This window comes from Hydrococcus rivularis NIES-593, assembly GCF_001904635.1.
In the GTDB taxonomy this organism is placed as follows: domain Bacteria; phylum Cyanobacteriota; class Cyanobacteriia; order Cyanobacteriales; family Microcystaceae; genus Hydrococcus; species Hydrococcus rivularis.
The window spans coordinates 42033-67421 of record NZ_MRCB01000002.1; the positions used below are offsets into that span (position 1 = coordinate 42033).

General features: G+C 46.4%; 18 protein-coding genes and 1 pseudogene. 13 read left to right on the top strand and 6 right to left on the bottom strand.

Annotated features, from left to right (window positions below):
* The first annotated feature begins 28 nt into the window (after positions 1-28).
* Positions 29-922: a tetratricopeptide repeat protein gene (locus NIES593_RS02535; RefSeq protein WP_083602304.1), complete on the top strand. Its 894-nt coding sequence runs from the start codon at positions 29-31 to the stop codon at positions 920-922.
* 85 nt (positions 923-1007) lie between these two features.
* Here NIES593_RS02535 and NIES593_RS02540 read toward each other — a convergent pair whose 3' ends face one another.
* Positions 1008-1412: a response regulator gene (locus NIES593_RS02540; RefSeq protein WP_073598097.1), complete on the bottom strand. Its 405-nt coding sequence runs from the start codon at positions 1410-1412 to the stop codon at positions 1008-1010.
* Between the two features lie 86 nt (positions 1413-1498).
* Between NIES593_RS02540 and NIES593_RS02545 the strand changes: the two genes are divergently transcribed.
* Positions 1499-3982, top strand: coding sequence for a DNA gyrase/topoisomerase IV subunit A (locus tag NIES593_RS02545; protein ID WP_073598098.1), 2484 nt, complete (start codon positions 1499-1501; stop codon positions 3980-3982).
* A 37-nt stretch (positions 3983-4019) separates the two neighbouring features.
* Here NIES593_RS02545 and clpB read toward each other — a convergent pair whose 3' ends face one another.
* Complete coding sequence (gene clpB, locus NIES593_RS02550) at positions 4020-6677, bottom strand: ATP-dependent chaperone ClpB (protein ID WP_073598099.1); 2658 nt, start codon at positions 6675-6677, stop codon at positions 4020-4022.
* Between the two features lie 377 nt (positions 6678-7054).
* Here clpB and NIES593_RS02555 point away from each other — a divergent pair, with 377 nt between their 5' ends.
* The 3 genes and pseudogenes from NIES593_RS02555 to NIES593_RS02565 form a co-directional block, all read left to right on the top strand.
* Entirely contained in the window at positions 7055-8476 is a 1422-nt protein-coding gene (locus NIES593_RS02555) for a cation:proton antiporter (protein WP_073598100.1), read from the top strand.
* Positions 8477-8645: 169 nt separating this feature from the next.
* Entirely contained in the window at positions 8646-10457 is a 1812-nt protein-coding gene (locus tag NIES593_RS02560) for an N-acetylmuramoyl-L-alanine amidase (protein ID WP_073598101.1), read from the top strand.
* 65 nt (positions 10458-10522) lie between these two features.
* Positions 10523-10774: pseudogene (locus NIES593_RS02565) on the top strand (tyrosine-type recombinase/integrase); the annotation flags it as partial.
* 220 nt (positions 10775-10994) lie between these two features.
* On the opposite strand, the gene NIES593_RS02570 reads toward NIES593_RS02565, so the two are convergent.
* The 3 genes from NIES593_RS02570 to shc form a co-directional block, all read right to left on the bottom strand.
* Complete coding sequence (locus NIES593_RS02570; protein ID WP_073598102.1) at positions 10995-11804, bottom strand: SDR family oxidoreductase; 810 nt, start codon at positions 11802-11804, stop codon at positions 10995-10997.
* A 155-nt stretch (positions 11805-11959) separates the two neighbouring features.
* Positions 11960-12256 (bottom strand): DUF3288 family protein, encoded by a 297-nt coding sequence (locus NIES593_RS02575; RefSeq protein ID WP_073598103.1) that lies wholly within the window; start codon positions 12254-12256, stop codon positions 11960-11962.
* Positions 12257-12385: 129 nt separating this feature from the next.
* Positions 12386-14326, bottom strand: coding sequence for a squalene--hopene cyclase (gene shc, locus NIES593_RS02580; protein ID WP_073598104.1), 1941 nt, complete (start codon positions 14324-14326; stop codon positions 12386-12388).
* A gap of 134 nt (positions 14327-14460) precedes the next feature.
* Here shc and NIES593_RS02585 point away from each other — a divergent pair, with 134 nt between their 5' ends.
* From NIES593_RS02585 to NIES593_RS02600, 4 genes are all read left to right on the top strand, one after another.
* Positions 14461-16041, top strand: a complete 1581-nt coding sequence (locus NIES593_RS02585; RefSeq protein WP_083602306.1) for a glycosyltransferase family 39 protein — start codon at positions 14461-14463, stop codon at positions 16039-16041.
* Positions 16042-16075: 34 nt separating this feature from the next.
* A complete protein-coding gene (locus tag NIES593_RS02590; protein WP_073598105.1) occupies positions 16076-17263 on the top strand; it encodes a glycosyltransferase in 1188 nt (395 codons plus the stop codon).
* A gap of 129 nt (positions 17264-17392) precedes the next feature.
* The gene (locus tag NIES593_RS02595; RefSeq protein WP_073598106.1) at positions 17393-18331 is read left to right on the top strand and encodes a glycosyltransferase family 2 protein; all 939 of its coding nucleotides are present in this window, start codon (positions 17393-17395) and stop codon (positions 18329-18331) included.
* 205 nt (positions 18332-18536) lie between these two features.
* Positions 18537-20651 (top strand): hypothetical protein, encoded by a 2115-nt coding sequence (locus NIES593_RS02600; protein ID WP_073598107.1) that lies wholly within the window; start codon positions 18537-18539, stop codon positions 20649-20651.
* Between the two features lie 88 nt (positions 20652-20739).
* On the opposite strand, the gene NIES593_RS02605 is transcribed toward NIES593_RS02600, so the two are convergent.
* A complete protein-coding gene (locus NIES593_RS02605; RefSeq protein WP_073598108.1) occupies positions 20740-21138 on the bottom strand; it encodes a 4a-hydroxytetrahydrobiopterin dehydratase in 399 nt (132 codons plus the stop codon).
* A 245-nt stretch (positions 21139-21383) separates the two neighbouring features.
* On the opposite strand from NIES593_RS02605, the gene NIES593_RS02610 reads away from it, so the two are divergent.
* The 4 genes from NIES593_RS02610 to NIES593_RS02625 all read left to right on the top strand — a co-directional run bounded on the left by NIES593_RS02610 (position 21384) and on the right by NIES593_RS02625 (position 25093).
* Positions 21384-22835 (top strand): PP2C family protein-serine/threonine phosphatase, encoded by a 1452-nt coding sequence (locus tag NIES593_RS02610; RefSeq protein ID WP_073598109.1) that lies wholly within the window; start codon positions 21384-21386, stop codon positions 22833-22835.
* A 25-nt stretch (positions 22836-22860) separates the two neighbouring features.
* On the top strand, positions 22861-23103 hold the full coding sequence (locus NIES593_RS02615) for a hypothetical protein (protein ID WP_083602308.1): 243 nt from the start codon (positions 22861-22863) through the stop codon (positions 23101-23103).
* 31 nt (positions 23104-23134) lie between these two features.
* Positions 23135-24520, top strand: a complete 1386-nt coding sequence (gene argH / locus NIES593_RS02620; RefSeq protein WP_073598110.1) for an argininosuccinate lyase — start codon at positions 23135-23137, stop codon at positions 24518-24520.
* Between the two features lie 117 nt (positions 24521-24637).
* The gene (locus NIES593_RS02625; protein WP_015144289.1) at positions 24638-25093 is read left to right on the top strand and encodes an NUDIX domain-containing protein; all 456 of its coding nucleotides are present in this window, start codon (positions 24638-24640) and stop codon (positions 25091-25093) included.
* The last annotated feature ends 296 nt before the right edge of the window (positions 25094-25389 follow it).

Below are 25389 nucleotides of genomic sequence, written 5' to 3' on the forward strand. Positions count from 1 at the left end.
CGAGTGAAAAATTCTTCGAGACAATATTGTGCCTAAGCTGAATTGGTTAATTTCTGTTCTCGCTTGTGCGGGCGTGTGGAGCGCTACCTTGCCCGCGATGGGACAAGCCTTGGTGCCCTATACGCCAGAACTCAACGCCGAACAATTAGAACAGCAAGGATTGGCGCTGGCGGAAGAGGCTATACAATTAGTACGCTTTCAACAGTACGAGCTGGCTTTACCCAGAGCCAAACTAGCGACTCAACTAGCGTCAGAACGCTATGAAACCTGGTTTATTTTGGGAAGCTTATACGTTCAACAGCAAGAGTTAGACGAAGGGATTAAAGTTCTCCAAAAAGCTCTTTCCCTCGCCCCAGAAGAAGCAGGAATTAAGTTTACGCTGGGCAATGCCTATTTCCAAAAAGGCGATTATGCGGCAGCCGCGACCGAGATCGAGCAAGGCTTAAAGATGAAGCCGGACGTTCCCGCCGCCTTATTCGATCTGGGCAATGCTTATCTGAAATTAGGAAAGTCATCCGAGGCGATTGAGTCCTATGAAAAAGCGATCGCGCAAGAAAAAACGTTTTGGCCCGCCCTCAATAATATCGGACTGATCGAATACGAACAGGGCAATGTAGATGGGGCGATTCAAAGATGGCAAGCCGCGATCGCAATTGACGATAAACAAGCCGAACCCAAGTTGGCAGTTGCCGTTGCTCTCTACGCTCAAGGCAAACAAGAGGAAGGCTTAAAGCTAGCAGAAGAAGCGCTCTCACTCGACGGTCGCTATGCCGATTTGGAGTTTCTCAAAGAAAATCTTTGGGGCGAGCGTCTAATTGCCGATACTAAAACCTTTTTAGCCACCCCCAAAATGCAAGCCGTCCTTGCCAACATCCAAACTCAACCCGCACAAACCGAAGGACAACAAGCACCAGCACCGTGATAAAAGATCGGGGTTAGTAGTTAGTAGTTAGTAGGATTATATCCACCAACAACTAACCACTATTCATTAACCACTAACCCAACTCCTAATTTTGATTTTTATTTGCCACTTCTAGAATCTGAGCGATAAACTGTTGATGATCCACAACGGGCTTGGAGATGTATCCATCAGCACCACTTTGTTTGAGAAAATTCTCTCGATCCCCTTCCATGGCGTGAGCCGTTACCAGAATGACGGGCAAAGAAGCAGTTTGAGGATTGGATTTCAACATCTGGGTAATTGCGATCCCATCTACCGCTTTACCTTGATAAACGCTATGAGCTAGAGAAACATCCATCAAAATCACGTCTGCTTCTCTGGAGCGAGCGATTCTCATCACTTCTTCTACATCTTCGGTTCCTTTTACCTCTAAGCCGCCGCGCTTTGTAAGAATTTTGGCAAAAACGCGGAAATTTATGGGATCGTCTTCTACAATCAAAACGGTTGTCATAGCGCTTACTTAAGGAAGTTATGGTAGGAGAAGGAAGCTATTAACCCCTTCGGTTGGCGTTTGTTGAACTCAGGAAAGAAAAACTCATGGCAAAACAGCTAAATCTATTAGCGACTGGTCAAATTATACCCACGGCTCTTCATGTGGAAATGGAACGGTCATATCTCGAATATGCCATGAGCGTGATTGTGGGGCGAGCGTTACCAGACGCGCGCGATGGGTTAAAACCCGTGCATCGGCGGATTCTATACGCCATGTACGAACTCGGACTAACCCCAGATCGACCTTACCGGAAATGTGCCCGCGTGGTTGGGGACGTGCTAGGAAAATATCACCCTCACGGAGATCAAGCGGTGTACGATGCTCTCGTGCGAATGGTGCAGGACTTTTCCAGTCGCTATCCCCTACTGGCAGGTCACGGGAACTTTGGCTCGGTGGACGACGATCCGCCAGCAGCCATGCGCTATACCGAAACCCGATTGGCTTCTATCGCTCACCAGGCAATGTTGAGCGAGATTAGCGAGGCGATCGTTGACTTTACGAGCAACTTTGATAACTCTCAACAAGAACCAGTCGTTTTACCCGCCCAACTCCCTCTATTATTACTCAACGGTTGTGCTGGGATCGCAGTCGGGATGGCAACGAATATTCCTCCCCACAATCTAGGGGAAATTGTCGATGGGTTAATTGCGCTGATTGACAATCCTCAGCTGAGCGATGAGAAACTTTGGCAAATGATTCCCGGTCCCGACTTTCCGACTGGGGGAGAAATTGTAGACAGGGCAGGAATTATTGAAGCGTATCGCACCGGACGAGGAATTATCCCAATTCGAGGCGTAGCCAAGGTAGAAACCGTCTACATCGGCAAACGGAGATACAGGGAAGGAAAAGCGATCGTCGTGACCGAATTGCCCTATCAGGTCAATAAGTCGGCTTGGATCGAAAAAGTCGCCGAATTGGTCAATCAGGGACGTTTAGAAGGCATTTCCGACCTGCGAGACGAAAGCGATCGCTCTGGCATGCGCGTTGTCATCGAACTGAAACGGGAAACCAACCCCAATACCGTTCTCGCAGAACTTTACCAGCACACCGCCCTCCAAACTAACTTTGGGGCGATTATGCTTGCCTTGGTGAATAACCAACCCCGTCAGCTATCTTTGCGCGAGCTATTAGAGGAGTTTTTGAAGTTCCGCGAGCAAACCCTGACGCGGCAATACTCCCACGAGTTGGAACAATCTCAAAAACGCCTGCACCTGCTGGCAGGTCTGTTGGTAGCCCTCAATAACCTGGATGCAGTTGTTGAAATTCTCAGAAATGCGCCCGATGGAACAACGGCTAAATTAAGCTTGCACGAACAACTCGACATTAGTGACGCTCAAGCGGATTCTATTTTAGCGATGCCCATGCGCCGCCTGACGGGATTGGAGCGACAAAAATTGCAAACGGAATATGACGAATTGCAGGCGCAGATCGAGCGATTACAAATCCTTCTGGGCGATCGCAACGAACTGATGAAAGCATTAAAAAAAGAATTGCGATCGCTCAAACGTCAATTCGGCGACGAACGCCGCACTCGTATCTTAGCTCATCCGTCAGTCCTTAATCCTCAACCTACCCCAAGTAACGATCCCCGGAGACTAGAAGAGAAGAACACTCCGTCATCCCCTCTCCCACTCTTCTCCCAAACGCCCACAGAAGATGCGGTTCTAGAAATTACCCAGCAAGGATATATCTATTGGCATCCTCAATCTTTAATCCAAAAAGGCAACGATTTGGTCATCTCGACTCAGACAATCGGGAAACAAGAACAATTACTGGTCATTACCGATAGCGGCAAAGCTTATCCGGTGGAGATAAAAGACATTCCTCCCGCACTAGGGCGAGAAAAAACTTTAATCAGTCTCTTGCCTAAAAGCGCTCAGAGGAATGCAGAAAAAACTGTCGCTCACTTTTTTCTTCCCCAACAGAAGAATATCGACTTAATTCTTCTCACCCAGAAAGGAAAGATTAAGCGATTGCCCGTTTCAGAATTAGATAACCTGGGCAATCGAGGACTGTCGCCGATTAAATTAAAAGAAGACGATCGCCTCAGATGCGTTTGTTTTGCTCGAGAAGGACAAGATTTAGCGATCGCGACGACAGGCGGGCGATTATTGCGCTTTGCGATCGATGACGAGCAAATTCCCGTTCTGGGACGTAGCGCTCAAGGAAACCAAATTCTTCGACTTCGTTTTGGAGAGAATATAGCAGGTTGCGTCGCGCTCAATGCAGACGAAAATTTATTATTGGTTTCCCAGCTAGGCTATGGCAAGCGCCTACCCATCAGTCTCTTGCGACTGGCTAAACTTGGCGATATCGGCACTCAGGCAATGCAGTTTACCAGCAAAACGGATAATTTAGCGGGAATAGTATTGGCTAAAGAGAAGACAAAGGTAGTTTTGGTAACCAGTAAAGATCGCGGCATTTCTTTGTCGGTAGATTCTGTTGCTGTATGGGGCAAAGATGGCATTGGCGATCGCGTTGCTAAACTTAAAGCGGATGAGGCGATCGTCTCGGTTATTGGTTGTTGAAACGCGATCGCCAATGGCGCGATCTTCTGGCTAAATTTTAAGGATGGACGACTTCGGGTTCTACTACCCGCATTGGCTCTTTTTTGCTAAAAATCAAGGCATTATTGACGCAGTCAATAACAATCGTGTCCCCTTCGCCAAAAGTCGTTTCTAGAATTTTAGTAGCGATTGGATTTTCGATTTCTCGTTGAATGGCTCGTTTGAGAGGACGCGCTCCATAAACCGGATCGTAACCGGTATTGACGATATAATCTAGCGCCCTTTCCGTCAGTTCCAAGCTAATTTTTTGTTCTGCCAATAACCGCTCGATTCGCTTAATTTGAATGACGACAATTTGACGCAATTCCTCGCGTTTGAGGGTGTGGAAAATAATCAAATCGTCAACGCGGTTGAGAAATTCGGGGCGAAAATGTTTTCTGAGGGCATCCGTCACCCGCTTGTGCATTTTATCGTAGTTGGCATCGTCTCCCGCAACATTGAGAATATGCTCGCTGCCGACGTTACTGGTCATGACGATAATGGCGTTGCGGAAGTCGACAACTCTTCCTTGAGAGTCAGTAATGCGTCCGTCGTCAAGTACTTGCAACAAAATGTTAAAAACGTCGGGGTGAGCTTTTTCGACCTCATCTAGCAAGACGACGGAATAGGGACGGCGGCGAACCGCTTCCGATAGCTGCCCTCCCTCCTCGTAACCGATATATCCTGGAGGTGCGCCAACCAAGCGCGAGACGGCATGTTTTTCCATATATTCGGACATATCGATCCGTACCATGGCATCTTCGCTATCGAAGAGGAATGCTGCTAGCGCCCTTGCCAGTTCGGTTTTTCCAACCCCCGTCGGTCCCATAAACAGGAACGAACCAATCGGTCGTCCGGGGTCTTTCATGCCTGCCCTAGCGCGACGAATGGCAGCGGCGACGGCAGCTACCGCTTCCTGTTGTCCGATGACTCTTTGATGCAAATGCCCTTCGAGTTGGAGCAATTTTTGGCGTTCTGACTCTAGCAAACGATTGATCGGTATCCCCGTCCAACGGGCGACAATTTCTGCAATATCGCCTTCGGTAACTTGTTCGCGCAGTAGGGCAGTGCCTTCGGATTGAATTTCTATGAGTTTGGTTTCTTTGGCTTCCAGTTCGCGCTGCAAGACTTCTAACTTACCATACTTCAGTTGAGCAGCTTTGTTGAGATCGTAAGCCCGTTCTGCTTGTTCGACTTGCAGGCGCAATTGTTCTTCCTCTTCCTTGAGGGCATTAATTTCTTCAAGCATTTGCTTTTCAGATTGCCACTGGGAAGAGAGTTCCTTTTGCTTGACTTCTAATTCTTCAATTTCCTGTTGGATGCGTTCTAGACGGTCTTTGGAAGCGCGATCGACTAATAACATACCCGGACGCTTTTCCTCGCCTTCTAGGGATAATTTTTCCATTTGCAGTTGCATCAAGCGGCGATCGATCGCTTCTAGTTCTACAGGTTTAGACGTAATCTCCATTTTTAGCGTAGCGGCAGCTTCGTCTACGAGGTCGATCGCTTTATCGGGCAAAAACCTGTCGCTGATGTAACGATGGGACAGCGTAGCCGCAGCGACTAAGGCAGAATCGGTAATTTTTACGCCGTGATGAACTTCATAGCGTTCTTTGAGTCCTCGCAGAATGGAGATTGTATCTTCAACGCTGGGTTGCTTGACATAAACCTGTTGAAAGCGACGTTCTAGGGCAGGATCTTTCTCGATATGCTTGCGATATTCATCTAGCGTCGTCGCGCCGATACAGCGCAATTCTCCCCGCGCTAGCATGGGTTTGAGCAAGTTGCCCGCATCCATCGAACCTTCCCGCGAACCCGCGCCGACGACAGTATGAACTTCGTCGATAAATAAAATAATGCGTCCGTCAGAGTTAGTGACTTCTCTCAATACCGTTCGCAAGCGTTCTTCAAATTCTCCTCGATATTTCGCCCCCGCAATCAAACTCCCCATATCGAGGGAAATTAGTTGACGGTTTTTGAGAGATTCGGGAACGTCGCCATTGACGATGCGCTGTGCCAATCCTTCCGCGATCGCGGTTTTTCCAACGCCTGGTTCTCCAATTAGGACGGGATTATTCTTCGATCGCCGGGATAAAACTTGAATAACGCGGCGAATCTCTTCATCTCTTCCTATTACTGGGTCTAACTTACCTGCTCTTGCTTGTTCGGTGAGATCGCGCCCGTACTTAACTAGCGCTTCGTATTTATCTTCTTGATTGGGTTCGGTGACTTTTTGCGTTCCGCGAACCGCTTTGATGTTGGCTTCTAGGTCTTGCGGATCTAGATTAAAAATACGCAAGCATCGCCGTCCGATTCGTTCGTCCTCCGCAAAACCCATCAACACGTGTTCGACAGAAATATATTTATCCTGCCAACTTTCTCTAGAAGCCTCGGCGCGATCTAACATGACATCAAGTCCTCGACCGAGGTAGAGTTGATCGACAACGCTAACTTTTGCCTGTCGGTTGGCAAAAGCTTCTAGCTGTTGCTGCAAGCGGGGGATATCGATGTTAGCACGCCCAAAAATGCGCGTAGCTAGCCCTTCTTTTTCTAAAAGCGCTAAAACAACATGTTCTACTTCTAGGGTCTGATTTCTAAAACGGCGAGCAATATCTTGAGATTTAACGATCGCGTCCCAGGCTTGTTCGGTAAATTTATTGGGGTCGGTTGGCTGCATTATTGGCTAAAAACGAATCCCTCTGAGATCGGTGGTTTCAGTGCTTAGTATAGCAAGGAGAGCGGGAACAATGACCTTTATGGCATACGGAAGGCAAGCGATCGTCCCGTCAACTCCAATAAATCTTGCTTCTATTTTATTTTCCAAAAATAATTATTGCTAATTTAAATGCAACCCGATAGATGAAAAACCTATGGCGATCGAAATCTCTAGCTTCTGGGTTCCTTGGGCGCTACTGGGATTGATTATCCTAGCAGCGATTTTCTTTAGTCGCATCAAATAAATAATCTCTTTCAAAGAAAGTCAGATTTTTTTGAGATGCTTGTACAGTAGATAAAGCAATCTCTGGCGAACCCATAGTCGATACAACTATTTGGATGAACTTACTACCTTCAACCTTGTCTTTTTCTTCTGTGCGGACTCATCTGCCCATCCTAGCAGCAGCGACAGATGCAGGAACAGCAGATGATGCCCTAGTTCTCGCTGGCGTGTTACTCAGTTTAGCGGTCATCTACTTTACAAGCAAACTGGGGGGCGAAATTTGCTTGCGCCTAAACTTACCCCCCGTTTTAGGAGAATTGATAGGCGGCGTAGCGATTGGAGTTTCTGCCTTGAAGTTACTGGTGTTTCCCGAAGGCAGTGCCGATGCTGGCGACTCGCTATTGATGCAGTTTTTGCAAGCGACCTCTGCTCTAACTCCCGAAGGATCCCAGTCCGTTTTTGCCGTGCAAAGCGAGGTAATTTCTCTGTTATCGGAACTTGGGGTAGTCATCCTCTTATTTGAGATTGGTTTGGAATCCGACCTCAAAGAGTTAATTCGCGTTGGTCCCCAAGCTGCATTGGTAGCAGTCGTTGGCGTCGTGACTCCCTTTGCCTTGGGAACAGCAGGATTAGTTTATCTATTCCACGTTCCCGTTATTCCCTCTGTCTTTGCTGGGGCAGCCCTCACGGCAACGAGTATCGGCATTACCGCTAAAGTCCTCTCGGAAATCGATCGCCTCAATTCAACCGAAGGTCAAATTATTATCGGTGCGGCGGTTCTCGACGACGTTTTAGGCATTATCGTACTTGCCGTGGTTGCCAGTTTGGTAAAAACGGGTGAAATCGAAATCAGCAACGTCATTTACTTGATTATCAGTGCCGGAGTTTTTCTCATCGGTGCTATTTTGCTGGGGCGTTTTTTGATTCCCTTTTTTATCCGACTGGTCGATACCATGAAAACTCGCGGTCAGTTGTTGCTGGCTTCGCTTGTCTTTGCCTATATTCTGTCTTACACCGCTCAAGTCATTCAACTAGAAGCGATTTTAGGAGCTTTTGCAGCTGGTTTGGTTCTTGCCGAAACAGAAAAGCGAGAAGAACTCGCCGAACAAATTATTCCAGTGGCAGACATTCTCGTCCCCATTTTCTTCGTTTGCGTGGGGGCAAAAACCGACCTCAGCGTTCTCAATCCGACCGTTCCCAGCAATCGCGAGGGCTTAATCCTTGCTGTATTTTTGATGGTTGTGGCGATTATCGGCAAAGTGGTGACTGGCTGGTCGGTATTCGGTCAACCCGGAATAAATCGCTTGGCGATTGGCATCGGCATGATTCCCAGAGGCGAAGTTGGCTTGGTGTTCCTCGGTGTCGGTTCGGCTAGCGGCGCTCTCTCCAAACCGACAGAAGCAGCCATTATTATGATGGTCATCTTGACGACTTTTCTCGCGCCGCCTTTGTTACGGATAGTATTTGGCACCGCAGAAACAGTCCCAACCGTTGAGGAAGCAGCGACAGAAGCTGTAGAAGCAACTCGAAAACAATAACCAAAAGAGATGAGAATTGGCGATTGGGAAAATTTTTCCCGGTCGCCAGTTCCCTTAAATTTGAAACCTAAGCATTTCTGGATACGTCCCTTCTTGTTAATGCGTTTGGGAGTTAGGACAAAGATTCAATCTAGATAGAGTCGCAGCCGTTTCAGGAGGAGTAACAATCGTGAAAGTTTACTGGCTACTGCCGAGTTTTATAAGCCTTTTTCTATTTGCCTCTCCAGCAGAAGCAGGCAGACTCTTATCTTGGCGATTTGAGACGAATCAAAGCCGATTAATTTTTACCACAGATAGCGGAGTCCAACCCAAAGCGCAACTGATCTCCGATCCCACTCGCGTACTTATCGACTTGCCAGGAATTATTTTAGGTCGTCCTAGCGTCAGACAAGCCTATGGCGGAACTGTCAGCAGCGTGCGAGTCGGTCAGTTTGACGAGCAAACGACTCGCTTAGTTATTGAATTGGCACCAGGATACACGCTCGACCCTCAACAAGTCAGAATTCGAGGTTTATCCCCAACTCAGTGGACGTTAGACTTACCGACGCCTTCAAATTCCCCAGATACGATCCCTTCTCGGTCTATTAGTACTCCAGTTTTGGTAGCTTCTCGAAAACCAACTGATACTACAGATTTTCAAGTGACGCGCAACGGCTTCTTTATTCGTCTCGATCGCGACGGCGACAACAGCAAGATTAGAATTAAACGCAGCCGCGATCGCTCCTCGATTGAAATCAGTCTAGATGGCGCTACTCTACCTGCTACTTTGGCATCGCGAACCCTACCCGTTAACAGCTACGGGGTAAAAGACATTCAGTTTTCCCAGACCTCTACCGCTCCTCCTTCCGCTAAAATTACCCTGAACGTAGACAAAGAGAGCCAGGATTGGCAAGCTATCTACAGCCGATTTGGGGGATTGGTTCTGATGCCGAGAGGCGGAGTGAGTGCTTGGGAGCGCGACCGAGTTTCTCAAATCCAGATGGAGGAAGCAAACGATGATTCTGACTCCGATATCGCCATCATCAAGTCACTGGAACTAGATAGCGATATGAATCGTTTACTCATTCGCTCTGATGGACAAATTAACGGAACGGCTAACTGGAATCGTCTAGAGGATCGCTATGAAATCCACATTCCCAATGCTCGACTCTCCGACTCCTTTCCGGAACTTGTGCTGGATAGAAATAGTCCGATCTACGAGGTAACGCTTCGGCAAGAAGATGACCGAACGGTAGTCATTTTCATTAAGCCAGCGATCGGCGTTCGAGTCGGACAACTTCAACCCCTCGAAGATGAACTGCTGGGGTTAGAATTGCGATCGCTTAAAGCTTCTAACCCTCCGCCGACAACGACTAACTCTGACTCCGAACCTATCCCCATCCCAGTTCCCCCACCAGCAGAAACCTCTCCCTCAACTTCCCTACCCAACACGCCTCAAACGGATATTTTAGTTTTCATCGATCCGGGACATGGAGGGCAAGATCCGGGCGCGATCGGTCTTGGCGGCTTGCGCGAGAAAGATGTTATTCTTTCTATTTCTCAAGAAGTCGCTCGCTTGTTAGAGCAGCAAGGGGTACGCGTGATGATGGCTCGAAACAGCGACTATTTCGTTAGTCTTCAAGGACGAACGGATATGGCAAATCGCGCTGGGGCTGACTTATTTGTTAGCATTCACGCCAATTCAATGGGCGAAGGTCGTCCCGATGTAAGCGGGTTAGAGGTCTATTACTTCGGCAATCGCACGCTAGCTGACACGATTCACAGAAGCATTCTCAGGACTGTCAACGTAAGCGATCGCGGTGTGAGGAAAGCCAGATTTTATGTGCTGAGAAAATCTAGCATGCCAGCGACGTTGGTCGAAGTTGGTTTCGTTACCGGATATCGGGATGCCGCTAATTTGAAAAACCCAACTTATCGCCGTCAAATGGCTCTTGCGATCGCTCGCGGTGTTATCGAGTATATTCAGCAAAATAAACAATAATTACTTTTTGATTGAAACCTGTCTGTCTATACTTGTTTTAACTTCCCAATGTCGCTCAAGTGCGCTGGCAATTTGTTTTTCCTGCTAATAATCGTTCCAAAGACCTACGTTCGGGTATAGTTCGTCGATATCATATCTACCCAGATTCGCTACAGAGGGTAGTAAAGACAGCTATTCGCCAAGCAGGAATTACCAAACACGCCAGTTGTCATACCTTTGGCCACAGCTTTGCTACACATTTACTTGAGGATGGATATGATATCCGCACGGTACAGGAATTATTAGGACATAAAGATGTTCGCACGACGCGGTTCTAGAGCTAATATTTATCGAGTTCGAGCTGTTGGGTCGATCCCGATTGCATTCTCTAAATCGGCTCCTTGTAAGTTGGCTTCATTAACGTCTCAGTTCTGTAGATGCCTCTGGTGCCGTCGATTGAGCGATCGCCTTGGGTATCGCGATCGCCATACTTTCCCGGTGAGATAGGATTTTTAAAAAATTCGGTCTATTCATGATTTTTTCTGCTTATTTAGGGAATCAAGCCGACCAAGCTTCTCGAAAATCCGCATATAGCGTCAATCCGCCATCGATAAACAAGGTTTGTCCGGTGATATATGTCGCTTCGGAAGAAGCCAAAAAAGCAACGGCGGTAGCCATTTCTTCAGGAGTCCCCGCACGACCCATTGGGATGTGACTTTCTACAACCGCTTTCTTTTCGGGGTCTTTTGTCCAGTCTTCGTTAATCGGTGTGATAGTCGCACCTGGCGCGATCGCATTAACCCGAATTCCTCGATTAGCATACTCTAGTGCTAGAGTTTTGGTCATGTTTTCCATGCCGCCTTTGCTGATGGAGTAGCTGACATACATCGGCCTGGGAATAATTTCGTGAACGCTAGAAATGTTGATAATTGTCCCAGGATGGTTTCGTGTCAGGAAATGTTTAATCGCTTCGCGAGCGCATAGATAAGCACCCCGAAGATTTACACCAAGAACGCGATCGAACGCTTCTGTTTTGACTTCGTGAGAGGGACATTCGATTTGAATTCCGGCATTGTTGACGAGGATATCGAGACTGCCAAATTTCTCTACCACAGTAGAGACTATCTCCACAATGTCTTGCTCGGAAGAGAGATCGCCTTGCACTAGCAGGGATTGAACGCCGCAGTTTTCAATATTGCCGCAGGCTTTCTGCAATGCCATTTCTTCGGTATCTTCTGCCGCTTCTGGACTTTTACGGTAGTTAATGGCGATATTGCAACCCTCTTGAGCGAGACGAATCGCGATCGCTTGCCCTATCCCCGAAGTTGCCCCTGTAATTAGAGCATTTTTGTCTTTTAATCCTTTCATCGTCTTTTCCCTTTCTCAACAAATACCAGAGCGATCGCGTCCCTTATCTATAGGTTTCACAATAAAAATGACCAGAAAATGACAATAGCGATCGCTTCTCTTCATCTGTAGCTAGAAAAAGTTTATCTAAACTGCGATCGCAGATCGCACCCCCATTAACTCCAATCTTGTTGCTCTTCGCTTTGGCGACGCTGATAAATTCGCTCCGTCAGATGAAGTTGGCGCGTTTTCTCAAAAAGTTGTTCTTCGGTTATTTGCCACCGTCTCAGGATTACATCCAAGTCTCGTTGAATATCCCTCGCCCCCGGAAAATTTCGGTAACGAATCCGCAGTCGGGCAAGTTCTGCCAAGTTTAAGGGATCGGGATTTCCTTGCAAAAGACGATTGACAATTTCCCGATCCTGCTTTTCTAGAGGATGTTGTTGATCTCGAGAATTTCCTGCCGAAGCCATTTCAATTTTGGATTTTAGATTTTGGATTTTGGCGAAGCCGCCGCACGCTCCCGGAAGCGGTTCCGGGAGAACGGCGGATTTTGGATTATTGAGGACTTATGATTATTTTTAGATTTTGGTCATCTTAAGTTAACCAATATAAGATTGCAATCGTTGGTAGCGGCTTAGAGCAATCAGTGGAAAATATTGCTGATAAAGATGATATTTGAGATAGAAATGACCGGGAAAACCCGTTCCCGTAAACTCAGATTCGTCCCAAGTGCCGTCGGAACGTTGAGTGGCTAAGAGATAGTTAACGCCGCTTTCGATCGCCTTTTGCTCAAATTTACCCGTTGCTTGACCTGCTGCTAGCAAACCTATCAACGCCCAAGCCGTTTGCGAGGCAGTACTGACCCCTTTTCCTTTTAGGGTGGGATCGTCGTAGCTGCGGCAGGTTTCCCCCCAGCCGCCATCGGGATTTTGACAGCCGACTAGCCAAGCGGCACCGCCTTGGATCTGGCGTTGGTGAGTCCGAGGTGCAATAACGGCTAGGGCAGAGATCGCCCCACTCGTTCCGTATATATAATTCACGCCCCAACGACCAAACCAACTGCCATCTGCTTCTTGTTGCTTTTCTAGAAACGCGATCGCCCATTCTATGCGATCGCCATCCATCCTTAAATTCCCAGAACCGAGCATCTCTAGTACTCTAGCCGTCACATCTGCCGTATTGGGGTCTATCATGGCTTTGAGATCGGCGTAGGGCAAATAATTGAGCCAGTTTTGGTCGTTATCGACATCGAAAGCCGCCCACCCCCCCGATCGACACTGCATCGTTGCCATCCAAACAACACATCGCTTGATGGCAGCTTGTTTGAGTGATTCGTTGGGCAGTTTTAGCCCGTTTAATGCCATAACGACGACGGCAGAATCGTCTAAATCGGGATAGAAGCGGTTTTCAAACTCAAATGCCCACCCTCCAGGCTTGCCTTGTTTATTTTTGACTGTCCAGTCTCCATAACTCAAAATTTGCTTGCCTAGCAGCCATTCTCCACCGCGAACGAGAGCGGGATTATCGGGCGCGATCCCCGATTCTACCAAAGCGCGTAGCGTCCAAGCCGTATCCCAAACCGGAGAAACGCACGGCTGTACTCGATAAGTTTCTTCTGTTGCGATCGCAAAGTTATCGATCGCTTTCAGCCCCCGTTCTACAACGGGATCGGCTGCGTCGTAGCCCAGAACTCGCAATGCTAGCAGGGAATTCAGCATTGCCGGGATAATTCCGCCCCAATCTCCGGTGACTTCTTGTCTTTCCAATATCCATTTTTCAGCCGCATTGAGACTTGCTTGTCGCAAGGGAACTAAATGCAAATCTTCTGCTAATTTAAAGGCTTTATCCAGCCAGACAAAGGCATCCGTCCAGTCGCCCCGAAGGGGTAATTCATATCGCACATTCTCAATGCCTTCGGCATACAATTCGTCTAGGGTAATGGCGGGTTCGGTTACAAAAACGGGTTTCCTGTCGAAAACAATCAGGAGGGGAACGGTGCTACTCCTTGCCCAACTCGACATTTCGTAAATCGTGAAGGGGAAGTTTTCGGGAAATAGCATAATCCAGGGCGGAATCGAAGGAACGCCCCGCCAGTCATAACAACCAATCAAAGCCAGATGAATCTTAGTGAAAATGCGGGTTTTACCGATCCCGCCTCGCTTAAGGATAAAATCTTTAGCGCGAAGCAATGCAGGATCGCTTTGGGGAACTCCCAACAACCTCAGTGCCATATAAGCTTCTACCGAGGTACTGAGATCGCCGTCATCGCCGTAAAAGAGTTCCCAACCGCCATGTTCTCGTTGCTCGGCGCGTAGATAAGCTTCTACTTTGTATAAGGGTCGATCGCGATCGGTTCCCCAAATTTTATGCAGTAGGATGACTTCTGAGGTTATCGTTACGTTAGATTCTAGTTCCGCCCACCAGTACCCTTGTGGATCTTGAATTGAAAGTAGATAATTTTGGCTGGCTGCAATGGCTTCGCTGACCTTAGAAAAGGCTTTTGAATCCCCGTCGCGAGTCACTCTGTCTTGCGTCTGCATATATTCCCAATCGACATGACTTACTTGCTATAAGGTAGCAGGTTGTCTGGTTTTGTTCCTGCCTTCTAGGAAAGCTTTACTAAATCTTCACCGAGTCTGCTTATAGAATTTAGTAAGTCGCGAGCGAGTAAATTATGCAGACAACGAGCGTCAAGCGATCGCGCTTAGAAAAACCGGGGCGAATTGGGGTCTCTAATTGGCGTTGGCTATACGCGCTTTTGGCTATCGTGCTAGCGATCGGGATTTTTTTTCGCTTTGCTAACTTAGACAGAAAAGTTTACTGGAATGACGAAGCTATAACCTCTCTAAGAATAAGCGGCTATACCGAAGCCGAGATAATCCAGCAGGTCTATGATGGCAGAACGATCGATGTCTCTGAAATAATGAAGTATCAACGCCCCAATCCCGAAAAAGGATTAGATGGCGTTATTAACTCTCTGGCAACCGAAGACGCTCATCTTTCGCTTCTCTATCACGTCCTGGCTAGAGTTTGGGTAGATTGGTTTGGCAGTTCGATCGCTGCTATTAGAAGTTTATCTGCTCTCTTGAGTTTGCTAGCTTTACCTTGTCTCTATTGGCTGTGCCGAGAATTGTTTAATTTGCCTCTAACTGGCTGGATTGCTATGGTTTTGATAGCTGTTTCGCCATTTCACATCCTCTACGCGCAAGAGGCAAGACAGTATAGCCTGTGGACGGTTACCATATTACTGTCGAGCGCCGCACTGCTGAGGGCATTGCGAGTCCAGACCAAGATAAGTTGGGTCGTATATGCGGCAACAGTAGCCTTGGCACTTTATTCTCATACCCTATCTATCCTGGTTGTCGCCGGACATGGTATTTATGTTTTGTTCGTCGAACGCTTTCGACTGAGTAAACGTTTTTTGGTCTATCTTTTGTCGATCATAGGAGGATTTCTTGCTTTTGTTCCCTGGTTAATCGTTGCGATCGCTCAATCATCTAAAATTAGTAGCAATGTCTCTAGAACTAATATCAACATAGGTTTGCCAGCTTTAATCAAAAGCTGGTGTCAAAGTCTTTACCGAATTTTTGTAGATATTCCTAATCTCGGCGATTATTTTTTTCCGATTATTTTCTTGCTAACAATCTATGCTCTTTATCACCTTGTTCGTAAGCGTTCAAAAGAGACTTATTTATTTATTATAATTTTAATCGGAACAGCCCTAGCCTTAGCGATCCCCGATATTCTTTTAGGAGGAAAACGGTCTAGTGACAGTCGTTATTTAATTCCTAGCTATATTGGTATTGAGCTAGCTATAGCCTATCTATTTTCGACTCAACTCGTCGCCTTAAAATCCAGGTGGAAGTCATTCTGGAGCTTTTTTCTCGTCGCACTTATGTCAGTGGGAATTATTTCTTGTGCGATTAGTTCTCAAGCACAAGCGTGGTGGAATAAATCCAGCGGTTATTATAATCCTCAAATCGCCGAAATTATCAATCAAACCAACAATTCTCTTGTCATTAGCGATAATACGCCGGGAAGAATTTTATCTCTCAGTCATTTACTCAATAGGAGGGTTAAACTCTTGTTAATATCTCAGCCCTATTCTCTAAAAATTCCTGGGAATTTTGACAATATTTTTGTCTATCAACCTTCTTCTAAATTAGAAAAGCAGCTCGAACGAGAAAAAAAATATCATCCAAAAGATATGTTAAAAAGTTGGCTGTTGAAGTTGGAGAAGATTGGAGAGCAATGATTGAAATATCTAATAACATAGCTCAAAAAAAGAAATGAGCGATTGCATTTTTTTATCATTAATAATTATCTCCGCAATTATCTGGATATATTTATTGGGATTTCGCGGGCAATTTTGGCGATCGAATCAACGCTTTAAATCACAGACAGTCGAACTAGAATCTTATCCTTCAGTCACGGCAATAATTCCTGCTCGTAACGAAGCTGACTTACTGCCAATTACATTGCAATCGGTTTTGAATCAAGACTACCCTGGCTCTTTTTCTGTCATTTTAGTAGACGATCGCAGTACGGATGGAACGGCAAACCTAGCTAAAGAAGTCGCCGAAAAATTAAACAAAACTCAGCAATTAAAACTCATTGAGTCCCAACCTTTACCGCCGGGTTGGACGGGGAAACTTTGGGCAATAGAACAAGGAATTAGTCAGGCTCAAAAAATAACGCTATTGCCCGATTATTTTTGGCTTACGGATGCCGATATCGAGCATGACCTTACCAATCTTCGTCAGCTAGTTATTAAGGCTCAAAGAGACAATCTAAACTTAGTTTCTTTAATGGTGTTGTTAAAATGTCAGACTTTTTGGGAAAAACTTCTGATTCCGGCATTGGTTTTTTTCTTTCAAAAACTTTATCCCTTTGCTTGGGTAAATGACCCTAAGAATCCTACTGCTGCCGCTGCTGGAGGATGCATTTTAATCCAGCGTCAGGCGTTAGAGTGTATTGGTGGCATTCTAGCAGTCCGACAAGCTTTGATCGATGATTGTACTCTAGCCCAAGCAGTAAAATTTAGCAGTCAATCAGATCGAACAAAATCAATCTGGTTAGGATTGACAACCACTACTCATAGCTTGCGAACCTATCCTTCCTTGTCTAGTATCTGGGATACGATCGCACGGACAGCTTTTACACAGCTTAACTATTCGGCTTGGTTGTTACTCGCTACATTGCTCGGTATGGTTTTAACCTATTTAGCTTCTCCGATAGGATTGGTAATAAGCATATTGACGAGAGATTGGATAGCCGCTATAACTAGCTTATTTACTTGGTCGCTTATGACTGTTGCATATTTGCCAACTATTAAACTGTACAAAATCTCCCCCTTATGGGCATTTTATTTGCCGGCGATCGCTTTTCTTTATATACTGATGACAATTGATTCTGCCGTTCGTTATTGGCGAGGACAAGGCGGAGCCTGGAAAGGTCGAGTTTATCCTCAAATGTAGTCGAGCCAGTGTATGTTAAACTTTGACTTTTTTCCAACTTTTTCCGCCACAATTTTCTTCGATTGTGCAAATTTGATTGATAATTAAAAAAAATTAAGACAGTCTCATTATCAGATTATCAGATTAATCGTGTTTTTCAGCATTGTTATCCCCACCTATAACCGGAAGCTTATTTTAGAAAAATGCTTAGCAGCTTTAGAAAATCAGCAATTGACCGATACTAAAGTTAGCAGCTATGAAGTTGTACTGGTCGATGACGGTTCTACCGATGGAACATTAGAATGGTTAGCAACTCGTGCAGATAAATTTCCTCACGTTCGTTGTTTCTCTCAAGTTCGTCAAGGAGCTGCGGCAGCTCGAAATTTAGGCGTAGAAAAAGCCAAAGGAGATATAATTATCTTTATTGATAGCGACTTAATTGTCACCGAGCAATTTCTTCAGGCACACGCTGATGCCTTGGTGAAAGGAGAAAAACAACTAGGCAGCGATCGCCTTTTTACCTACGGCTGGGTCATCAATACCTGTAATTTCGACAATCCTACTGCCGAACCCTATAAACTAACTGACTTTTCAACCGCCTATTTTGCTACTGGCAATGTTGCGATCGCCCGGAAATGGCTCGAACAAGCCGGACTTTTCGACACCCGCTTTCAACTTTACGGTTGGGAAGATTTAGAATTAGGCATTCGTCTCAAAAAACTAGGACTCAAATTGATCAAATGTCCGGCTGCTGTAGGCTATCATTGGCATCCTCCCTTTAGCCTAGACCAAATTCCCAAACTGATCGAAAAAGAAATTCATCGCGGACGCATGGGAGTTCTTTTTTACCAAAAGCATCCTACTTGGGAAGTACGAATGATGATCCAGATGACTTGGCTTCATCGCCTTCTGTGGGGGATTCTCTCCCTCGGAGGTAGATTTAACGAGCATAGCATGGCTCCATTATTGCAATGGTTAATCGATCGCGGTAAATCTCAACTTGCTCTAGAAATTGCGCGAATTTTTTTAAATTGGCACAATGTTAGGGGCGTTTATGCCGCTTACGAAGAAATACAGCAGAGTTCTTAAGTTATAAAATTTTGACGGTCAAATCTAAAGATTTTCTTTATATTTGTAAGCCTTATATCGACAATTGCATAGATATAGAAGTGACTTGTGACGTATTCAAATATCTTAGATAAGAAAACCGTCAATAGATAAAGTTCTGTAATTCGATCGAGAATATTGGGCATATTACCTAATAAAGAATAACTTACTCATTTTGGAGGCACTTATGGAATTGGTATTTGTTGGTATTATTGGTTTTCTGTTAGGAGCAGGCTTATTATATTGGTTACAAAAGCGCCAGTTAGAAAATACGCAACATAGATTAGAGCAAGCCCGTGCAGCCCTAGAGCAAACTGAAGCTCAACTTCGGGAACTTCAGCAATCTCAAGGCAAACCGTCAGAAGAAATCGAAAAATCTTATCAAAATCGAATTCAAGCATTAGAGCAAGCCCATCAGTCTAAACTTGAGGAAATCGAAGCAGCTTATCAAGCTCGAATTGAAGAATTACGAGCTAATTATGAAACGCAAATTCAAGAACTGCAACAAGCTCGTCAGGCTGTTGTGCCAGAGAATTCTAATCTGGCAGTAGCCCAGGAAGAACATCCTCCTTCACCAACAGAATCGATAGCAGGAATGGCTGCCATTGCTGGAGCCGCCGCAGTAGCCGGAGCCGCTGCTGCTGCTTTTGGGTCATCAGCGTCCGAAGAGACAGAAGAACCTGTAGCAGAATCAGTTGCTGAAGTTGTACCGGAGTCCGAGCAAAGTGTTGCAGCCTTCGACAGCTTTGTCTCAGAACCCCAAGCACAAGAAGCCGAAACAGCTAGCTTCGAGAGCTTGGAACCCGAATCCCTAGACCCGTTTGCCCAATCAACAAGCGAAGTTCCTCAAGACACCTTCTCAGCCGAAGCCGCACCACAAACAGCGAGCTTCGAGAATTTGGAACCCGAATCCCTAAATCCCTTTGCTACCGAATCAGCAGCCGAAACAGCTAACTTGGAGAGCTTTACTCCAGAAGCCCCACAACCAACCGATGAAGCCACCTCAGCAGACGACTCGGATTGGGGAGATTTATTTTCCGACTCGACTGCTGAAGCCGCACCAGAAATGGCTAACTTCGAGAATTTTGAATCTGAATCCCTAGACTCCTTTACCGAACCAGTAGCTGAAGCCCCCCAAGACACCTTCTCAGCCGAAGCTGTCCCACAAACAGCTAGCTTCGAGAATTTGGAACCCGAATCCCCAGACCCCTTTGCTACCGAATCAGCAGGCGAAGCCGTCTCAGCAGACGACTCGGATTGGGGAGATTTATTCTCTGAGGCAAGCGTCGAAGCGCCGCAAGAAATAGCTAGCTTGGAGAACTTTACCCCAGAAGCCCCACAACCAACCGATGAAGCCACCTCAGCAGACGACTCGGATTGGGGAGATTTATTTTCCGACTCGACTGCTGAAGCCGCACCAGAAATGGCTAACTTCGAGAATTTTGAATCTGAATCCCTAGACTCCTTTACCGAACCAGTAGCTGAAGCCCCCCAAGACACCTTCTCAGCCGAAGCTGTCCCACAAACAGCTAGCTTCGAGAATTTGGAACCCGAATCCCTAGACCCCTTTGCTACCGAATCAGCAGGCGAAGCCGTCTCAGCAGACGACTCGGATTGGGGAGATTTATTCTCTGAGGCAAGCGTCGAAGCGCCGCAAGAAATAGCTAGCTTGGAGAACTTTACCCCAGAAGCCCCACAACCAACCGATGAAGCCACCTCAGCAGACGACTCGGATTGGGGAGATTTATTCTCTGACGCAAGCGCCGAAGTTCTGCAAGAAACAGCTAACTTCGAGAATTTTGAATCCGAATCTCTAGACCCTTTTACTGCCGAATCAGCAGCCGAAACAGCTAGCTTCGAGAACTTTACCCCAGAAGCCCCACAACCAACCGATGAAGCCACCTCAGCAGACGACTCGGATTGGGGAGATTTATTCTCTGACTCGACCGCTGAAGCCGCACCAGAAATGGCTAGCTTTGAGAGCTTGGAAGCCGAATCCCTAGATCCCTTTGCTACCGAATCAGCAGGCGAAGCCGCCTCAGCAGACGACTCGGATTGGGGCGACTTATTCTCTGACTCGCAAGTTGATTCGGGTCAGAATGAACAATTAGACCAATTGGATAACTTCTTCCAGGAAAATGCTGGTGGCTCCGAAAAGGAATTATTAGATATGTTCCAAACTGAAGAAACAGAGGCTCACTCTTCAGAGACTTCTTCAAATGGACATCTCGATCTCGATGGATTTGACGAACTGTTTGGCGAAGAAATCTCGAATAAAAGTCACAAAGAAGAAAAAATATGATGAAGTCTTGTTAAGAAACCAACTTGTAAAACACCTTTTTAGGCGATCGCATTTGCGAACGAGCGATCGCCCGTTCGTTTGCCTAGATTCATTCCGATTGAGTCTGAGAAAATAGTTGAGAAATAATTTGGGCTAGCTCGAAGTCTTTTTGGGTTAGTCCGCCTGCATCGTGGGTAGTCAGACTGACAGTAACTCGATTGTAAGAAATCGATAAGTCTGGATGGTGTCCTGCTGTCTCGGCAGGTGCTACCAAGCGATTGACAAAAGCGATCGCCTCGACAAAATTGCTGAAAGAATAGGTACGACGAAGCTGCCCATCTTCAATCGTCCAGCCAGGTAAGTTTTTTATCCGTTGGGATATCTCTGCTTGGGTCAGTCTAGTTGAATTGTTAGGCGGTTCGTTGGCTAGAGTATAGCTAGCATGAACTAGGAGAAGACAGGCGATCGCTATACCTAATGTCAGATTTTTTTTCAGATTAGAAAGCATGGCGAATAGAACAAACAACTAAGTCAAACATAAATTTATCCCGATCGAGATAAATTTTCAGATTTTTGTCTAGGGGCATTGGCAGGAGTACCAATGAGCGCTATTATGTATCAACTCTAGTTTGGTTAGATTTAGTGTCGTATCTACTATAGTGGTAGTCTGAACTGGGCAAGCATGACTTATACGCCTAGTTTGCCTGACTGATAAATTTTTACTGTAAGCCTAATTAATGCTTTCTAAGTGCAATGACTGCTGTGCCTATTCCCCGCCAGCCCTCTTCAACCGATAAGAATGCAAACCCTAGTGGTGTCAGAACTGAAACTACGCCGGTATTGGCACTGAAGGAACTGGTAGCTAGTTTGTACCGAGAACAAAACAAAATTCAAAATTTGTTGAGTTCTCTAGGCTTTGCTTTGCGTAGCTTTAATAACCTCAATCAATTTTTGGAGTTAACGCCATTAATGGCGGCACGAGTCACCGATGCTGATGGCAGCGCTCTGATTTTGTTGAAATCCAACGGGCAGGTATCCCTAGAACAGTTACATTGTCAGGAACATCAGGCGACTCAAGAACTTCGTCGTCTGCTCGATGGCGTGATTCGTCAGGCCAATACTTCAGAAAACCAAAGAAACAAAAATTCAAACAATTCGCCTGTCTTGCTATTACCATCGTTGCTTGACGAGCAAATCAGGCAGGCTTTGGGTTCCCAAGTACGACTCTACAGCACGCCAGTTTTGGTCAAAAATGTCGAGAGAGGGCGTTTTTATATCTTTAGTAACGATCCAGACTACGTTTGGACTCAAACTCGGCGAAAGTTGCTTCAGCTAGTTGCCGATCAAACAGCCGTAGCGATCGCCAATAACGAATTGACCGTCGAATTGCGCTCTAAAGAACGTCAGGATCGAGAACTAGAAATTGCCTCAGAAATTCAGCTACGCCTGCTACCCAGGAAATGCCCAAAAATACAAGGGGTCGAACTGGCTGCTAGGTGCAGAAATGCCGATCGCGTCGGCGGAGACTACTACGACTTCATTCCCACTAACTACGACCAACTGAGGCAAACCCAAGAAGGCAAGATTGACAAGCAAACTGCCTGCTGCGTTCCCTGGAGTATCGTCATCGGCGACGTGATGGGCAAAGGAGTTCCGGCAGGTCTAATCATGACCATGACCAGAGGAATGCTGAGGGCAGAAGTTCTCAACCGTCATTCTCCCGCTCAAATTTTGCAACACTTAAATCGGGTCATGTATGCCGATTTAGACAAGTCTCATCGCTTTGTCACCCTATTTTATTCAGAATACGACCCTCAAAGTCAGATTCTCTCTTACAGTAATGCTGCTCACAATCCCCCGCTCATGTGGCGAGCTTCTAGCCAAGAAATCGAACGCTTGGATACTAATGGAATGTTGATTGGCGTGGATGCCGATTCTCAATACGAAGATGCCAAGGTTCAGCTAAAGCCAGGAGATACCATTATTTACTATACAGATGGGTTTACCGATGCGGTAAATCCCAACGGCGATCGCTTTGAAGAAAAAGGCTTGATAGAAGCTTTTCGGCGAGCCTGCCAGCAATGTCACAGCCCTCAAGAAATTCTCGACTATCTATTCGAGCAAGTCGATCGCTTCGTTGGCGGAGAAAATAGTAATGGGGATGATATGACCTTAGTGGTGATGCGGGTACAATCTTCGGAGTAAGCTATATTTAGAGGAACAAATCTCCATGGAGAATTTGAAAGGACAGAGCCTGAGAAGCCAATTTATCACTTTTCTCCCGGCAAAAGAAACATCAACCGCATCGAGCGTTCAATACGCAGTGACGGTAATCGCCAAAATCGATAAAGATGTCGATGTTTTGGCTCAGATGCAAGATGCTTTCAATAACTTTATTGAATCGGGTCAAGTCTGGGCATTGCTGATCGGGTTCGTCCTGGGCTATATTTTTCGGAGTTTTACCGCATATTAATTTCCCATTGGGAGCGATATAGTAGTTTGCCGTGACAGAAAAAAAGACTTGGAGCGATCGCTTTGAAGGGACGCTGCATCCCGCGATCGCCCGTTTCAATGCCAGCATCGGTTTCGATCTCGAACTGATCGAATACGACATAACGGGTTCGATTGCCCATGCGAAAATGCTTGCCCATACGGGAATTATCGAGCAATCGGAAGCTGGACAGTTAGTCGCCGGATTGGAACAGATTTGCCAAGAATATCGAGAAGGCAAATTTAATCCCGGCATCGAACAAGAAGACGTTCACTTTGCCGTCGAACGACGATTGATAGAAATCGTCGGCGATGTAGGCAAAAAATTACACACGGCGCGATCGCGCAACGACCAAGTAGGCACCGACATCCGCCTCTATCTGCGCGATCGCATCGACGAGATCCGGCATCGATTGCGGCAGTTTCAACGGGTTCTCCTGCGCCATGCCGAAGCTCGCGTAGAAACCCTCATCCCCGGCTATACTCACCTACAACGAGCGCAACCGATAAGTTTAGCCCATCACTTGCTAGCGTATTTTCAAATGGCGCAGCGAGACTGGGAACGCCTGGGAGAGATTCGCTCTAGAACGAATATTTCGCCCTTGGGATGCGGTGCCCTAGCTGGAACGACTTTTCCCATCGATCGCCAATACAGCGCCAATCTATTAGGCTTTGAGGGCGTTTATAGCAATAGTTTGGATGGCGTGAGCGATCGCGATTTTGCGATCGAATTTTTGGGTGCTGCTAGCTTGATTATGGTTCACCTGAGTCGCCTAAGCGAAGAAATTATCCTCTGGGCATCTCAGGAATTCAATTTCGTTACCCTCAAAGATAGCTGTGCCACGGGGTCGAGTATTATGCCGCAAAAGAAAAACCCCGACGTACCCGAACTGGTACGCGGGAAAAGCGGGCGCGTCTTTGGACACTTGCAAGGAATGCTAGTTTTGATGAAAGGTTTGCCATTGGCGTATAACAAAGACTTGCAAGAAGATAAAGAAGCCCTTTTTGATGCCGTTAAAACCGTGCAAGCTTGCCTGGAGGCAATGACGATTTTATTGGATGAGGGATTGGAATTCCGAGACGAACGACTGGCGGAGGCAGTCTCTGAGGATTTCTCCAACGCGACGGATGTTGCTGATTATTTAGCAGCGCGAGGAGTTCCTTTCCGGGAAGCTTATAATTTAGTAGGGAAAGTCGTCAAGACCAGTCTCGTTGCGGGTAAATTGCTCAAAGACTTAACTTTAGAGGAATGGAAGCAATTGCATCCAGCCTTTGAAGCAGATATTTACGAAGCGATCGCTCCCAAACAAGTGGTTGCAGCTCGCAACAGTTATGGCGGGACGGGTTTCGAGCAAGTTCGTCAAGCTCTGGCTAAAGCTAAGTCTTTAGTTGAAAACTAGCTTCTGGAAACCTATTCGGCGTATCAAAATGCGGATTTGCCACCTAGGGGCAAATCATTCGAGCGTTCGTCGCGATAAGAATACATCCCTACCGATCGCAATACCGATAACTCATATATGCTTCGTGCTTGGCGATTTATTTCAACCGTAATCGGCATCATCTTCCGCCATCCAGTCACGGGAACGACAATTATCCCGATCCTGCCAGATGGGCGAATTATCTTAATTCGTCGGCGCGATACGGGTCAATGGTCTTTGCCAGGAGGAATCGTGGATTGGGGAGAAGATATTGCAACGACTGCACGTCGAGAGTTGGCAGAGGAAACCGGATTAGAACTGGTCAAGATTCGGCGATTAGTTGGCGTATACTCTTCACCAGACCGCGATCCCAGAATTCATTCGATTACAGTTTCTATCGAAGCAGAAGTTCGGGGGGCTTTAGCTATTGGAGATACTTTGGAAGTCTCGGATGCTAAAGCATTTTTGCCAGAGGATTTGCCTCTGGGCAACCTCTCCCACGATCACGATCGACAGTTGCAAGACTATTTTAAAGGCTCAACTATCCTTGCGTAAGTTTCCAGTAACCTTTTTACTGCAAGGGCTTGCTATTGCCAAGCCTTTACAAGAATATTCTCTTTCTACTTAAGACTTTTTTGCCTGAAGTCCCTTCGCCCTTTGTGGGAGAAGGGATTTAGGGGTGAGGGGACAAAGATTTGTCAGTCAACCAGCAATTTGCTCTAGTATGGGTAACTTTTTTCAATTTTGCTCGTCTAATTAGCGGTTATATTGCTTGATTTTTTTGCTGTATCTAATTTTCGCATTTCTTTCCCTGTTGAAGAAAGCTGCGATCGCGATCGCATGAGAAATTG

Coding starts and splice junctions, on each gene's coding strand:
- NIES593_RS02605 (WP_073598108.1), bottom strand. CDS start 21,138: ATGCTTTCTAATCTGAAAAAAAATCTGACATTAGGTATAGCGATCGCC.
- NIES593_RS02600 (WP_073598107.1), top strand. CDS start 18,537: ATGGAATTGGTATTTGTTGGTATTATTGGTTTTCTGTTAGGAGCAGGC.
- NIES593_RS02585 (WP_083602306.1), top strand. CDS start 14,461: ATGCAGACAACGAGCGTCAAGCGATCGCGCTTAGAAAAACCGGGGCGA.
- NIES593_RS02545 (WP_073598098.1), top strand. CDS start 1,499: ATGGCAAAACAGCTAAATCTATTAGCGACTGGTCAAATTATACCCACG.
- NIES593_RS02625 (WP_015144289.1), top strand. CDS start 24,638: ATGCTTCGTGCTTGGCGATTTATTTCAACCGTAATCGGCATCATCTTC.
- NIES593_RS02615 (WP_083602308.1), top strand. CDS start 22,861: ATGGAGAATTTGAAAGGACAGAGCCTGAGAAGCCAATTTATCACTTTT.
- shc (WP_073598104.1), bottom strand. CDS start 14,326: ATGCAGACGCAAGACAGAGTGACTCGCGACGGGGATTCAAAAGCCTTT.
- clpB (WP_073598099.1), bottom strand. CDS start 6,677: ATGCAGCCAACCGACCCCAATAAATTTACCGAACAAGCCTGGGACGCG.
- NIES593_RS02610 (WP_073598109.1), top strand. CDS start 21,384: ATGACTGCTGTGCCTATTCCCCGCCAGCCCTCTTCAACCGATAAGAAT.
- NIES593_RS02540 (WP_073598097.1), bottom strand. CDS start 1,412: ATGACAACCGTTTTGATTGTAGAAGACGATCCCATAAATTTCCGCGTT.
- NIES593_RS02590 (WP_073598105.1), top strand. CDS start 16,076: ATGAGCGATTGCATTTTTTTATCATTAATAATTATCTCCGCAATTATC.
- NIES593_RS02570 (WP_073598102.1), bottom strand. CDS start 11,804: ATGAAAGGATTAAAAGACAAAAATGCTCTAATTACAGGGGCAACTTCG.
- NIES593_RS02575 (WP_073598103.1), bottom strand. CDS start 12,256: ATGGCTTCGGCAGGAAATTCTCGAGATCAACAACATCCTCTAGAAAAG.
- NIES593_RS02555 (WP_073598100.1), top strand. CDS start 7,055: ATGAACTTACTACCTTCAACCTTGTCTTTTTCTTCTGTGCGGACTCAT.